Origin of the sequence: Peterkaempfera griseoplana, assembly GCF_001418575.1 — a bacterium.
In the GTDB taxonomy this organism is placed as follows: domain Bacteria; phylum Actinomycetota; class Actinomycetes; order Streptomycetales; family Streptomycetaceae; genus Peterkaempfera; species Peterkaempfera griseoplana.
On record NZ_LIQR01000371.1, the window covers coordinates 1 to 13,813 of the forward strand.

Genomic DNA, 13,813 nt, shown 5'->3' on the forward strand with positions numbered 1-13,813 from the left:
ACTTCATTCAAAGGAACCCCAGAGGGTTCAAAAATCTGGCGTTGAATTTTGGCACGCTGTTGAGTTCTCAAGGAACGGACGCTTCCATCGAAACCCTTCCGGGCCCCTCCGGGCGCTTCCCTTCTTCGTGTCTCCAGCTTATCAGATCCGCTTACCGCTTTTCCGACCCCCGCTGGCGGGGTTTCACTTCCTCACTGCATTTCCTTCGGCCTTTCGGCGCTTTCCGACTCTATCAGATCTCTCTGTCGAGTCTTTCCGCGCTTCCGGGTCCGCGATAGCCCGCCGCCCCGAAATTCACCGGGTCGGTCCGTCTATCTCTGGATTCGGCTCCCCGGAGGCCCGTCCGCACGTCCCGTGCGCCCGGCTCCCTCTACAGGCAGCTCTCGCAACTTTAGTGACCTTCCACGGGGCTGTCAACCCCGGAAGCCCCCCGATGTGCCGGGGGCCGGCAGCGGATGCGTCCCGCTGCCGGCCCCCGGCATCGTGCCTGGTCAGACGTGTCCGCCGGGCGGTTCCCCTACGGAGTCTGCTTGCTCAGACCTCCACGACCACCGGAAGGATCATCGGGCGTCGGCGGTAGGTGTCCGACACCCACTTGCCGATGGCGCGCCGGATCAGCTGCTGCAGCTGCCGCGGTTCGGAGACCCCGTCCTGCGCCGCCCGGCCAAGGGCCTCCTCGATCTTGGCCACCACCGGTCCGAAGGCCGCGTCCTCGATACCCGAGCCGCGGGCCTGGATGTGCGGACCGCCGACGACCTTCCCACTGGTGGAGTCGACCACCACGAAGACGGAGACGAAGCCCTCGTCGCCGAGGATCCGGCGGTCCTTGAGGGACGTCTCGGTGACGTCCCCGACCGAGAGACCGTCCACATAGACATAGCCGGCCTGGACCTTGCCGGTGATCCGGGCGACACCCTGGACCAGGTCGACCACCACGCCGTCCTCGGCGATCACGGTCCGCTCCCGGGGGATGCCCGTGGCCTGGCCGAGGTTGGCCGCGGCGCGCAGGTGGCGCCACTCGCCGTGGACCGGCATCAGGTTGCGCGGCCGGCAGATGTTGAAGAAGTACAGCAGCTCACCCGCGGAGGCATGGCCGGAGACATGCACCTTGGCATTGCCCTTGTGGACCACATTGGCGCCCCACCGGGTCAGCCCGTTGATCACCCGGTACACGGCGTTCTCGTTGCCCGGGATCAGCGACGAGGCGAGCACCACCGTGTCGCCCTCGACGATCCGGATCTGGTGGTCCCGGTTGGCCATCCGGGAGAGCGCGGCCATGGGCTCGCCCTGGGAGCCGGTGCAGATCAGCACCACGTCCTCGTCCGGGAGGTCGTCCAGCGTCTTGACGTCCACCACCAGGCCGCCGGGCACCCGCAGATAGCCGAGGTCGCGGGCGATGCCCATGTTGCGGACCATCGAGCGCCCCACGAAGGCCACCTTGCGCCCGAACTCGTGCGCCGCGTCCAGCACCTGCTGGATGCGGTGCACATGGCTGGCGAAGCTGGCCACGATGATGCGGCGGTCCGCCTTGTCGAAGACCTGGCGCAGCACCGGGAGGATGTCCCGCTCGTGCGGGATGAAGCCGGGGACCTCGGCGTTGGTGGAGTCCACCAGCAGCAGGTCGATGCCCTCCTCGGCCAGCCGGGCGAAGGCGGGCAGATCGGTGAGCCGGCCGTCCAGCGGAAGCTGGTCCATCTTGAAGTCACCGGTGCAGACCACCATGCCGGCGGGGGTGCGCAGGGCGACCGCGAGGGCGTCCGGGATGGAGTGGTTCACCGCGATGAACTCGCAGTCGAAGGGGCCGATGCGCTCCCGCTGCCCCTCCTTGACCTCCAGCGTGTAGGGCCGGATGCGGTGCTCGGTGAGCTTGGCCTCGATCAGCGCCAGGGTCAGCTTGGAACCGATCAGCGGGATGTCCGGCTTCTCCCTGAGCAGGAAGGGCACCGCGCCGATGTGGTCCTCGTGGCCATGGGTGAGGACGATGCCGTCGACGGCGTCGAGGCGGTCCCGGATGCTGGTGAAGTCCGGGAGGATCAGGTCGATGCCGGGCTGCTCGTCCTCGGGGAAGAGCACCCCGCAGTCGACGATCAGCAGTCGGCCGCCGTACTCGAACACCGTCATGTTGCGGCCGATCTCCCCGAGGCCGCCCAGCGGTGTCACACGCAGTGCGCCGTCGGGAAGCTTCGGCGGGGGGCCCAGTTCCGGGTGCGGATGGCTCAAAAGTCTCTCCTCACGACGCGCGCCACGTGCCCCAGGGGCGTGTTCCCCGAGCGGCACATGGCGCGCGAACAGTCTCGTTCCTTCGGTTGCTTCCCGGCCGTCGCCGACCGGGGTGGTCTCTGTGCACTGCCTTGCGCCCCCTGTCCGGCTCTGCGGCAGTCACCCTCCGTACGGACGGTGGGGACCGGCGAGCCGGGGCGCGCACGTCTGCGTCTTCCTGACTAGAGGTGTACCCCGCCTGCGGCGAGATCCTTCCTGAGCTGTTCGATCTCTGCGTCGGTGGCGTCGACCAGCGGAAGCCGCAGCGGCCCCGCCGGCAGACCCTGCAGGTTGAGCGCCGCCTTGCTGGTGATCACGCCCTGGGTGCGGAACATCCCGGTGAAGACCGGGAGCAGGCTCTGGTGCAGGGTGACGGCCTTGCCGTGGTCGCCCGCCAGGAAGGCCTCCAGCATGGCACGCAGCTCACCCGCGACCACATGGCCCACCACGCTCACAAAACCGACGGCTCCGACCGAGAGCAGCGGCAGGTTGAGCATGTCGTCGCCGGAGTACCAGGCGAGGCCGCTGCGGGCGATCGCCCAACTCGCGGCCGACAGGTCCCCCTTGGCGTCCTTGTTGGCGACGATCCTGGGGTGCTCACCCAACCTGACCAGGGTCTCCAGGGAGAGCGGGACCCCGCTGCGCCCGGGGATGTCGTAGAGCATCACCGGCAGGCCGGTCGCGTCGGCGATCGCGGTGAAGTGGCGGACCAGGCCCTCCTGCGGCGGCTTGCTGTAGTACGGCGTCACGGTGAGCAGGCCGTGGGCGCCGGCGGTCTCGGCCTGGCGGGCGAGCTCGATGCTGTGGTGGGTGTCATTGGTGCCGACGCCGGCCACCACATGGGCGCGGTCGCCGACGGCCTCCACCACGGCGCGCACCAGTCGGGCCTTCTCGGCGTCGGAGGTGGTCGGCGACTCGCCGGTGGTGCCGTTGACGACGAGGCCGTCGTTGCCTGCGTCGACGAGGTGGACGGCGAGCCGCTGCGCGCCGTCGAGATCAAGGGCGCCGTCGACGGTGAACGGGGTCACCATCGCGGTAAGGACCCGGCCGAAGGGGGTCTGTGGGGTGGAGGTCGGAGCCATGGTTCCCACGCTACTCGTAGCGGACCGGGCGGCGCCCGGGGCGGGTGGCTGCCACGGGCGCCGGCCCGGGCGGCCTGGAACGGGCGGAGGCCGGAGGGTTCCAGGGAACCCTCCTCGGCCGCCGCAAGAACTACGGGAAAACCGGCTGCCCACGGGGATTCCGGTGCCGCCTGCTCGGGGGTTCAGCCGACACCGGAATCCGTGATTTGAGCGTAGGTACGGGGCTGGGGTGCCGCAATCCGGACATACCCGACTGGGTTCAACCCCGGGGTCCGCCGCAGGTCAGGGGGCGACCCGGCCGTGGGCGTTGAAGGCCGCATGGGTGAGCGGCATCAGCTCGGCCCACTGCTGCTCCATGCGCTCCGCCACCATCTCGATCTCCCTCTGCGGGAACGAGGGCACCTTGGCGCGCTCGTCCTTGGTCCGCAGCGACAGGAAGTGCATCAGCGAGCGGGCGTTGCAGGTCGCGTACATCGAGCTGAACAGGCCCACGGGCAGCACGGCCCGGGCCACCTCCCGGGCCACCCCCGCGGCCAGCATCTCCTGGTAGGCCTCGTAGGAGCGGCGGTAGGACTCCTCCATCGCCGCGCCGACGGTCTTGTGCTGCTCCGGGGTGCCCGCGACGAACTCGTACTTGCCCGGACGGCCCTGCTGGACGAGCTTGCGCTCCTCGCCGGGCACGTAGAAGACCGGCTGCAGCTCGCGGTAGCGGCCACTCTCCTCGTTGTACGAGTTGTGCACCACCACTCCGTCGGCCAGGAAGTTGTGCCACGGCCCGGCAACGGAGAGGTCGTAGGTCATCTCCTCGCCGTCGTCCTCGATGCTGAGAACGACGTCCGGCTTGGCGACTGCGATCTTTCCGCCTCGCTTGCCCATGCCCTGCTCGGCGGCGCTCTTCATGTCGTGGCAGTTCTTGCAGGCTGGGGCGAGGTTCCGCTCGTCGAGCGCCTTCAGCAGATCCATCGCCACCGGTACGACGTGGTCCAGCTCCAGCTCGTCGCGCGGGAACATGTGCGAGCAGAGGTAGCAGACGTCCTGCTCCTTGATGAGCCGTTTGCGTTGCATCGAGGTCCACACGCCGATGCCGCGCCGGAGACTCGGAGGCACAAGCGCCTCGCTCGGCCGCGGGGCGGTGCCCCCGACCATGACCTGGTCCCCTGCCTGGAGCTCTCCCGCCTTGCGCCAGCCGTCTGGGGTGAAGACCGCGTGGTCCTTGCTGCAGCGGAGAACCTTGCCGGAGGCTGTCGTCAGCTTGAGCAGCTGTTTGACCCCTGATTCCATGACGTCGAGGATCTGGGCGCGCTGAGCGATCAGAGTGCGCTCGTCGTAGCACCTGACGTGGTTGTGCCGGACCGAGTCGAGCTTGCGGAGGCGAGTGCTGGGATTTTCCTCACGGAAATTTTCGACAGCCCGCTCCGCGTCCTCGCGCGCCGTGTACAAGCCCAGGTGATGGTTCTCACCCCGCTGACGTACCTGGGCGCGCCACTTGCCCGCCTTCGCGTGCCAGGTGACACCTCCTGTGGACACCGGCAGCCGGTCTTCCATCCCGTGGTGCCAGAGCCGGTGGAGCTCCTTGATGGTCCGGCGAGCCAAGTGGCCCCCCTCGCTCTCCAGCGTGATCTCGGTGTCGCCCGCGAGGCACCAGCCGCTGCGATGGCGGTGGAACTCCCGGAAGACAAAGATCGGCGCGCTGACGAAGAAGGTCATCGAGTTGTGCTCGAAGGGCGTGCCGTGGCGGTCGCGCATCAGGTAGTTGATCAGGCCCTTGGAGCGCTCCGGGTCCTTCTGGAGCTCCTCCAGCGACTGCTCGCCGGCCGTGGAGACGCGGGCGGCCCAGAGGACGTCGCTGTCGCGGGCGGCATGGCGCACCAGTTCGACGGTGACATCGTCGCGGAAGCGGGGCTCCTGGGCTGCTTCGTCGGTCACGGGTGGCTCCTCCTCGGGGTGGCGGTCAGGGCGGCGCCCAGCGTATCCCGGGCCGCGGACCGAACCCGGGCGAACCACCTGCACCTGGGGTTCGTATCCTCTTCGGCACGGTTTGGCAGATCCGCGAGCCCGGGAGGCAGAGATGACCGCGGAGACCTACGGCCCGGCTGTGGTCCGTGACACCCGTCCGGAGGACATGGCCGAGGTGCTGAGGGTGCGTACGGCGGGGTGGCGTGCCGCGTACCGGGGCATCGTGCCGCCCGCGTACCTGGGGGCGATGGATGCCGGCCCGGAGGCGCTGACCAGGGCCTTAAGGCACTTCCGGGAGCGACCGCGGGACCGGCACCACCTGGTGGCGGTGCGCGGCGGGCGGGTGGTGGCCTTCGCGGTGTGCGGCGCCGCGCGGCCCGCGCTGCCGCTTCCCGCCGAGGACGAGCGCCCTGGTGAGCTCTACGCCCTCTATGCGCATCCGGAGGCCTGGTCGACCGGTGTGGGAGCGCTGCTGCTCGGTGAGGCCCGGCGGCGGCTGACCGCTGACGGGTATCCGTCGATGGTGCTCTGGGTGCTGGAGGAGAACGCCCGGGCGCGGGCGTTCTACGAACGCCATGGACTGCGGGCGACGGGCTCCCGCACCCTGCTGAGGCTCGGCGGCGCGCGGCTCCCCGAGTTGCAGTACCGGGCGTCGCTGGGCGCCGCCGTGGCGGCTCCCCCGGCGGCTCTGCGGGCGGTCACGGCCCAGGTGCCCTGCTAGGTGCCCTGCTAGGGCTTGTGCAGAGCGCCACGGAGCCCTTCCGGCGGCCGCCTGCGCGGGCCCGGCCGTCCCTCGCCGCATCCCGCTCCCACGGGTGCGGCGAGGGACGCCGGCCAGGTCGTCAGGCGCCGGTGTGCAGCCGGATGGCGTGCTGCATGGTCCTGCGGGCGCGCGGGGTGTCCCCGGCGTCCGCGTAGGCCACGGCGAGACGGAACCAGACGCGCCAGTCGCCGGGCGACTCCTCCGCCTGCGCCTGACGGCGGGCGAAGACGGCGTCGGCGGAGGCGCGGTCGATCCGGCCGCCGGGCGTGCGCACCAGCTCGTCGACGGGCAGTCCGCCCTCGGCCTCCAGCTCCCGTGCCATGGCCTCACTGCGACGGCCGAACTGCACGGTGTGCCAGAGGAACCAGACGCCGATGGCCGGGATGACCATGGCGCAGACGCCGATGCCGATCCCGGCGGGCTTGCCGGTGGCGATCAGCTGGACGCCCTCGAAGACCACCACCGCGAAGACGAAGAGCAGTACGGCGGCCAGGACGAAGAATCCGGTGCGGGACTTCATGATCGGTTCAGTCCAGGTCCATGAAGTGCTCCAGGCCCACGGTGAGGCCCGGAGCGGTGGGGATCCTGCGCACGCCGAGCAGGATGCCCGGCATGAAGCAGCTGTGGTGCAGCGAGTCATGACGGATCGTCAGGGTCTCGCCGAGGTCGCCGAAGAGCACCTCCTGGTGGGCCAGGAGTCCGCGCAGCCGGACGGAGTGGACGGGCACCCCGTCCACGGTGGCGCCGCGGGCGCCCTCCAGGGCGTGGGTGGTGGGGTCCTGCTGGGGGGCGACGCCGGCCCGGTCGCGGGCGGCGGCGATCAGCTGGGCGGTGCGGGTGGCGGTGCCGCTGGGGGCGTCGGCCTTGCGGTTGTGGTGCAGCTCCACCACCTCGACCGACTCGAAGAAGCGGGCGGCCTGCTCCGCGAAGCGCATGGTGAGGACCGCGCCGATGGAGAAGTTGGGGGCGATCAGCACTCCGGTGGCCGGCGAGGCGGTGAGCAGGCCGCGCAGCGTGGCGAAGCGCTCCTCGGTCCAGCCGGTGGTGCCGACGACCGCGTGGATGCCCTGGGAGACGCAGAACTCCAGGTTGCCCATCACCGCGTCGGGGTGGGTGAGGTCCACGGCGACCTGGGCTCCGGTCTCCACCAGTGCGTCGAGCTTGTCGTCGCGGCCGAGGGCGGCGACCAGCTCCAGGTCGTCGGCGGCCTCGACGGCGCGGCAGGCCTCGGAGCCGATGCGGCCCTTCGCTCCGAGGACGGCCACTCGCAGGGGCGCGGTCATGGGTGCTTCCTTTCAGCCGGTGCGGTGCGGCGCGACGGTTCAGCCGGTGCGGTGCGGCGGTCAGGCGACCGCTTCGGTGAGCCTGGCGGCACGCTTGTCGCCCACCGGTCCTATCACGGCGAGGGAGGGGCGGTGCGCACCCAGGACGTCATGGGCGATCTCGCGTACGTCGTCGACGGTCACCGCGCGGATCTTGCCGAGGAGTTCGTCGACCGACAGATGGGTGCCGTAGCAGAGTTCGGCCTTGCCGATCTTGTTCATCAGCGAGCCCGTGTCCTCCATGCCCAGCACGGTGGACCCGGCGATCTGGCCGATGGAGCGGCGCAGCTCCTCCTCGGTGATGCCGTGCTCGGCGACCCGCTCCAGCTCCTCGCGGCAGATCTTCAGCACCTCCTCGACCCGCTTGGGCTGGCAGCCGGCATAGATGCCGAACATGCCGCTGTCGGCGTAGGAGGTGGAGTAGGAGTAGACGGAGTAGGCCAGGCCGCGCTTCTCGCGGACCTCCTGGAAGAGCCGGGAGCTCATACCGCCGCCGAGGGCGGAGTTGAGCACCCCCAGCGCCCAGCGGCGCTCGTCGCGCCGGGCGACGCCGGGCAGGCCGAGGACGAGGTGCGCCTGCTCGGTGGGGCGGTTGAGCACCTCGACGCGGCCGGCGGTGCGCAGGGCGCGGCTGCCGCCGCGCGGCTCGGAGGGGCGGACGTCCTCGCGGCCGAGGGCGTCCGCGGTCTGGAAGGCCCGCTGGACCTGGCGGACGACCTTGGTGTGGTCGATGTTGCCGGCGGCGGCGACCACCAGGTTCTCCGGCCGGTAGCGGCGGCGGTAGAAGCCGGCGATCTGGTCGCGGGTGAGGGCGTTGATGGTCTCGACGGTGCCGAGCACCGGGCGGCCGAGCGGTGAGTTGCCGTACAGGACCTGGGAGAAGAGGTCATGGACGACGTCGCCGGGGTCGTCCTCGGTCATGGCGATCTCCTCGAGGATGACACCGCGCTCGGCGTCGACGTCCTCCTCGCGGATGAGCGACCCGGTGAGCATGTCGCAGACCACGTCGATGGCCAGCGGCAGGTCGGTGTCCAGGACCCGGGCGTAGTAGCAGGTGTTCTCCTTGGCGGTGAAGGCGTTCATCTCGCCGCCGACCGCGTCCAGCGCGGAGGAGATGTCCAGGGCGGAGCGCCGCTCGGTGCCCTTGAAGAGCAGGTGCTCCAGGTAGTGGGTGGCCCCGTTGAGGACGGGGGTCTCGTCCCGCGAGCCCACGCCCACCCAGATGCCGAAGGTGGCGGAGCGCACCGTCGGCAGGGTCTCGGTGACGATGCGCAGGCCACCGGGAAGCACGGTGCGGCGTACGGTTCCGGCGCCGTCCACCCCCTTGAGCAGGGTGCGGGTCGTACCGGGGCGCTGGTGCGCCGCCGAGACCTGAGCCACGGTGGGACCTCCAGGAGCAGTGGGTGGTACAGGGTGCGGCCCGCCCCTCCCGTACGGGACGGGAGGGGCGGGCCGTGGGTCGGGCTCGGCCCGGGGCCGGGTCAGGAGCCGGCGGCCTCGTCGCCCTCGCCCTCGATGACGGGGATGAGGGAGAGCTTGCCACGGGGGTCGATCTCGGCGATCTCGACCTGGACCTTGGCGCCGACCTGGACGACGTCCTCGACGTTCTCCACGCGCTTGCCGCCGGAGAGCTTGCGCAGCTGCGAGATGTGCAGCAGGCCGTCCTTGCCCGGCATCAGCGACACGAACGCGCCGAACGTCGTGGTCTTCACCACGGTGCCCAGGTAGCGCTCGCCGACCTCCGGCATGGTCGGGTTGGCGATCTGGTTGATCGTCGTACGGGCAGCCTCCGCCGAGGGGCCGTCGACCGCACCGATGTAGATGGTGCCGTCGTCCTCGATGGTGATGTCCGCGCCGGTGTCCTCCTGGATCTGGTTGATCATCTTGCCCTTGGGGCCGATGACCTCACCGATCTTGTCCACCGGGATCTTGATGGTGATGATCCGCGGCGCGTTCGGCGACATCTCGTCCGGGGTGTCGATGGCCTCGCCCATGACGTCCAGGATGTGCAGCCGGGCCTCGCGGGCCTGCTTGAGCGCGGCGGCCAGCACCGAGGCGGGGATGCCGTCGAGCTTGGTGTCCAGCTGCAGCGCGGTGACGAACTTCCGGGTGCCGGCGACCTTGAAGTCCATGTCGCCGAAGGCGTCCTCGGCACCGAGGATGTCGGTCAGCGTCACATAGTGGGTCTCGCCGTCGATCTCCTGGGAGATCAGGCCCATGGCGATACCGGCGACGGGGGCCTTCAGCGGCACACCGGCGTTCAGCAGCGACATGGTGGAGGCGCAGACCGAGCCCATCGAGGTGGAGCCGTTGGAGCCCAGCGCCTCGGAGACCTGGCGGATGGCGTAGGGGAACTCCTCGCGGGTCGGCAGCACCGGGATGAGCGCCCGCTCCGCCAGCGCGCCGTGGCCGATCTCGCGGCGCTTGGGGGAGCCCACGCGGCCGGTCTCGCCCACGGAGTACGGCGGGAAGTTGTAGTTGTGCATGTAGCGCTTGCGGGTCTCCGGCGCCAGCGTGTCCAGCTGCTGCTCCATGCGGAGCATGTTCAGCGTGGTGACGCCGAGGATCTGGGTCTCGCCGCGCTCGAAGAGGGCGGAGCCGTGGACCCGCGGGATGGCCTCGACCTCGGCGGCCAGGGTGCGGATGTCGGTGACACCGCGGCCGTCGATGCGGACCTTCTCCTTGATGACGCGCTCGCGGACCAGCTTCTTGGTCAGCGCGCGGTACGCGGCGGAGATCTCCTTCTCGCGGCCCTCGAACTCGGGCAGCAGCTTCTCGCCGGCCAGCGCCTTGACGCGGTCCAGCTCGGCCTCGCGGGCCTGCTTGCCGGCGATGGTGAGGGCCTGCGCCAGCTCGTCGCGGACGGCGGCGGTGAGCGCCTCCAGGACGTCGTCCTGGTAGTCCAGGAAGACCGGGAACTCGCCGGTGGGCTTGGCGGCCCGGGCGGCGAGGTCCGACTGGGCCTTGCAGAGGACCTTGATGAAGGGCTTGGAGGCCTCCAGGCCCGCCGCCACGATCTCCTCGGTCGGCGCCTCGGCGCCGCCCTCGACCAGCTTGATGGTCTTGTCGGTGGCCTCGGCCTCGACCATCATGATCGCGACGTCGCCGTCGTCCAGGACACGGCCGGCGACGACCATGTCGAAGACGGCCTCCTCGAGCTCCGGGTGGGTCGGGAAGGCGACCCACTGGCCCTTGATCAGCGCCACGCGGACGCCGCCGATCGGGCCGGAGAACGGCAGGCCCGCCAGCTGGGTGGAGGCGGAGGCGGCGTTGATCGCGACCACGTCGTAGAGGTGGGTCGGGTCCAGCGCCATGACGGTGCAGACGACCTGGATCTCGTTGCGCAGGCCCTTGACGAAGGAGGGGCGCAGCGGGCGGTCGATCAGCCGGCAGGTGAGGATCGCGTCCTCGGAGGGGCGGCCCTCGCGCCGGAAGAAGGAGCCGGGGATCCGCCCGGCGGCGTACATCCGCTCCTCGACGTCCACCGTGAGGGGGAAGAAGTCGAAGTGCTCCTTGGGCTGCTTCGAGGCGGTGGTCGCCGACAGGACCATGGTCTCGTCGTCGAGGTAGGCGACGGCCGAGCCGGCGGCCTGACGGGCGAGGCGGCCCGTCTCGAAGCGGATGGTACGGGTGCCGAAGGTGCCATTGTCGATGACGGCTTCGGCGTAGTGCACGTTCTCTTCCACCAGGAAGATCTCCTCTTTATGCGAACGTCCCTGGTGGAGCGTCCCTGCGCAGTGCTCCGCTCCGGCCCCGGCCGGGCCGGTCTTCGATCGAAGCCTCCGGGCTGCGGCTTGTGCCGCCCGGCGGCCACTACCGAGGACCGGCGCCTGGTGGCACCGAGTCGGCGGTCGCGTGGTGGACGCTCCCCTGGGTGCGGGCGGCCTCCGTTTGAGGCCTGCAAGCCCGCATGGTGTCGGGGTTCCCGTCGGCGCCGTGTGCGGCGCCACCACGGGGCGTTCCCTTCACCCTACAAATCCACACCCTACAAACGGGGCCTTTGCCACGCTTGCGGACCGGGAACTCCGGCTTGGTGCGGCGCGCCTCGCCGGGCCTCCCGGCCCGGGATGCGCGAGGGGGCGGCTTCCCTCGAAGGGAGCCGCCCCCTGGCGGTGTACTACTTGGCGCCGCCGGCGGCACCACGGCGGATGCCCAGGCGGTCGACGAGCGTACGGAAGCGCTCGATGTCCTTCTTGGCCAGGTACTGCAGCAGGCGGCGGCGCTGGCCGACCAGGAGCAGCAGACCCCGGCGGGAGTGGTGGTCGTGCTTGTGCAGCTTGAGGTGCTCGGTCAGGTCGGAGATCCGACGGGTGAGCATCGCGACCTGGACCTCGGGGGAGCCGGTGTCGCCCTCCTTGGTGCCGAACTCGGACATGATCTGCTTCTTGACGGCGGCGTCGAGAGCCACAGCAACTCCTTCGAGTGGTGGGCCGAGTGGTCCTGGTCTTCTTCACAGGCGCCTTGCGGAACTCGGCTTGGTGCAGAGGTGGTGCTCGGGGTGGTGCGTCATGCCTTCGACCGGGGCGCCCCGGCTCCGGGTGTCCGGGCAGGATGCAACACGATCGGTGACCAAGCGTACCAGTGCCCGCCGACCGGGCGGTCGGCGGGCACCGGGGGAGCTGCGGGGCGGGTCAGCCGGTGACGCCCCGGACGGACGCGTAGATGTCCAGCACCGCGAGGGTGAGCGGCACCAGGGAGACCAGCACCAGGCTGTCGACCAGATCCAGCACCCGGCCCCAGAAGGGGGACACGCCCAGTCGCGGGACGACCAGGGCCACGGCCACCAGCACGGCGGCGCCGGCGGCGATGGCGGCGGAGAGCCAGACGGTACGGATGTCGGCCTCGGGGCCGGCCTGCACCGAGAGGATGAACTCGGGGGTGTGCAGCGCCAGCCCGAGGATCAGCAGGGCCAGCCCGACCAGGCCCGCCACCACCAGGCAGAAGACCTGCGCGGAGTAGCGGAAGAGGCGGGCGCGGAGCATGGTGGCGACACCCAGCACCAGGGCGAGCACCTCGGGCCACATGCCCTTGCTGAAGCCGAGCACGGTGCAGGCTCCGACGACCACCGCGGCGCTGCCGCCGACCAGGCCCACCAGGACCTCGTGGCCGCGCCGTGCCTGGGCGGCGATCCGCTCGTACTCCAGGGCCTCACGGTCGGCCGCCGGGTCTCCGGAGCGCTCGCGGCCCGCGGTCTGGCCGGGTGCGTGGAAGCCCACCGGCAGCCGGGCGAAGCGGGAGGAGAGGGCGGGCAGGAAGCCGATCACGGCCACCGCGGCGGCGCCGGTGACGGCGGCGATCTCGCTGGCGGAGGTGTGCTCCATGGCCACGGCGGCGAAGGTGGCGAAGGTTCCGGCGCCGGCCACGAAGGCCGATCCGACGAAGACCGAGTCCTTCTCCGGCAGCAGGCCGACGAGCAGTACCGAGACCACCAGCATGGTGACGCAGGCGACCAGGAACTGCAGCCGGCCGGGGCCGCCGCCGACCAGGTGGCCGGGATGGTCGACCGGCATGATGCCGGAGCCGGCGATGAGTGCGTGCGGCAGCGCGGCCAGGCCGAGTGCCAGCGCCGCGTTGTGGTCGGCGTAGACCCGGGCCCGTACGCCCGCGAAGGCGACCAGCACCACCGCGGTGACCCCGGCGACGACGCCGGGGAGGCTGTGCATGTCGTGCATCAGATCGGAGAACCAGAGGGCGAAGCCCATCAGGGTGAGCAGCAGCACCGCACCGGTCAGGCCGGAGGTGCGCATCAGCTCGGGACCCCAGAAGCGCCGGTCCGCCTCCACGGCGGTGGCGATGGCGTCCGCCACGTCGTCGTAGACCGCGGGCGGCAGCGACTCGGCGAACGGACGCAGCGACAGCAGATCGCCGTCGCGCACCTGCTGGGCTGCCAGCGGCAGTCCGCTGTCGAGCACGGTGCCGTCGCGGCGCACCAGGTGGAACCCGGTCGGTGCCCCCTCGTGCTGGGTCTGGCCGGACAGCCGCAGCACCTCCGGGTAGACGTCCGCGAGCGGTACGTCCTCCGGTAGTGCGACGTCGATCCGGCTGTCCGGGGCGACGACGGTGACCCGGCAGAATCCGGTCGTTGCGCTGGCGCTCACCGGTTCTCCCCCTTGTTTTCGTGTACGGGATCTGTAGGGGAACCTGGTCGGCCCCCTGCCCATCGCGCTCGCCCCGCCCGGATGATGACCGCGTCCGGGCAGGACCGGCGCGCGGACACCCTACCGAACACGGTGCCGCACCGTGCGCCCCGCACCCCGGGGCGGTGGGGAGTTGGCGGCGGTGGCCGGCCGATGCGGGGACACCGCCGTTGCGCCCGGCAGGGGTTGACGCGGCGGCCCACCGGACGGGTCCCGGCCTGGTCCGGCGCCGGTCGGTGCCGTGCGGGGGACGGCTGCCGGGAGGTGCGGACGCCCCCGGGCGCCGCCGTCGAC

At 70.8% G+C, this 13,813-nt stretch carries 10 protein-coding genes and 1 pseudogene; 1 reads left to right on the forward strand and 10 read right to left on the reverse strand.

What is annotated here, in order from left to right:
- Positions 1-534 precede the first annotated feature (534 nt).
- The 4 genes and pseudogenes from AOK09_RS26115 to AOK09_RS42495 form a co-directional block, all read right to left on the reverse strand.
- Entirely contained in the window at positions 535-2,220 is a 1,686-nt protein-coding gene (locus tag AOK09_RS26115) for a ribonuclease J (protein ID WP_055589702.1), read from the reverse strand.
- Positions 2,221-2,441: 221 nt separating this feature from the next.
- The gene (gene dapA / locus AOK09_RS26120) at positions 2,442-3,341 is read right to left on the reverse strand and encodes a 4-hydroxy-tetrahydrodipicolinate synthase (RefSeq protein WP_055589703.1); all 900 of its coding nucleotides are present in this window, start codon (positions 3,339-3,341) and stop codon (positions 2,442-2,444) included.
- Positions 3,342-3,623: 282 nt separating this feature from the next.
- Positions 3,624-4,886, reverse strand: a complete 1,263-nt coding sequence (gene thyX / locus AOK09_RS42490) for an FAD-dependent thymidylate synthase (RefSeq protein ID WP_265736742.1) — start codon at positions 4,884-4,886, stop codon at positions 3,624-3,626.
- Between the two features lie 96 nt (positions 4,887-4,982).
- Positions 4,983-5,267, reverse strand: a pseudogene (locus tag AOK09_RS42495) (FAD-dependent thymidylate synthase); the annotation flags it as partial.
- 142 nt (positions 5,268-5,409) lie between these two features.
- Here AOK09_RS42495 and AOK09_RS26130 point away from each other — a divergent pair.
- Complete coding sequence (locus tag AOK09_RS26130; protein ID WP_055589705.1) at positions 5,410-6,018, forward strand: GNAT family N-acetyltransferase; 609 nt, start codon at positions 5,410-5,412, stop codon at positions 6,016-6,018.
- A 121-nt stretch (positions 6,019-6,139) separates the two neighbouring features.
- On the opposite strand, the gene AOK09_RS26135 is transcribed toward AOK09_RS26130, so the two are convergent.
- The 6 genes from AOK09_RS26135 to eccD all read right to left on the reverse strand — a co-directional run bounded on the left by AOK09_RS26135 (position 6,140) and on the right by eccD (position 13,480).
- Positions 6,140-6,580, reverse strand: a complete 441-nt coding sequence (locus AOK09_RS26135) for a tetratricopeptide repeat protein (RefSeq protein WP_055589706.1) — start codon at positions 6,578-6,580, stop codon at positions 6,140-6,142.
- A gap of 7 nt (positions 6,581-6,587) precedes the next feature.
- On the reverse strand, positions 6,588-7,343 hold the full coding sequence (dapB, locus tag AOK09_RS26140) for a 4-hydroxy-tetrahydrodipicolinate reductase (RefSeq protein WP_055589707.1): 756 nt from the start codon (positions 7,341-7,343) through the stop codon (positions 6,588-6,590).
- A 60-nt stretch (positions 7,344-7,403) separates the two neighbouring features.
- The gene (locus tag AOK09_RS26145; RefSeq protein WP_055589708.1) at positions 7,404-8,762 is read right to left on the reverse strand and encodes a M16 family metallopeptidase; all 1,359 of its coding nucleotides are present in this window, start codon (positions 8,760-8,762) and stop codon (positions 7,404-7,406) included.
- A gap of 101 nt (positions 8,763-8,863) precedes the next feature.
- The gene (locus AOK09_RS26150) at positions 8,864-11,068 is read right to left on the reverse strand and encodes a polyribonucleotide nucleotidyltransferase (protein ID WP_055589709.1); all 2,205 of its coding nucleotides are present in this window, start codon (positions 11,066-11,068) and stop codon (positions 8,864-8,866) included.
- Positions 11,069-11,499: 431 nt separating this feature from the next.
- A complete protein-coding gene (gene rpsO, locus AOK09_RS26155; protein ID WP_055589710.1) occupies positions 11,500-11,790 on the reverse strand; it encodes a 30S ribosomal protein S15 in 291 nt (96 codons plus the stop codon).
- A gap of 223 nt (positions 11,791-12,013) precedes the next feature.
- Complete coding sequence (gene eccD / locus AOK09_RS26160; RefSeq protein WP_055589711.1) at positions 12,014-13,480, reverse strand: type VII secretion integral membrane protein EccD; 1,467 nt, start codon at positions 13,478-13,480, stop codon at positions 12,014-12,016.
- Between the last annotated feature and the right edge of the window lie 333 nt (positions 13,481-13,813).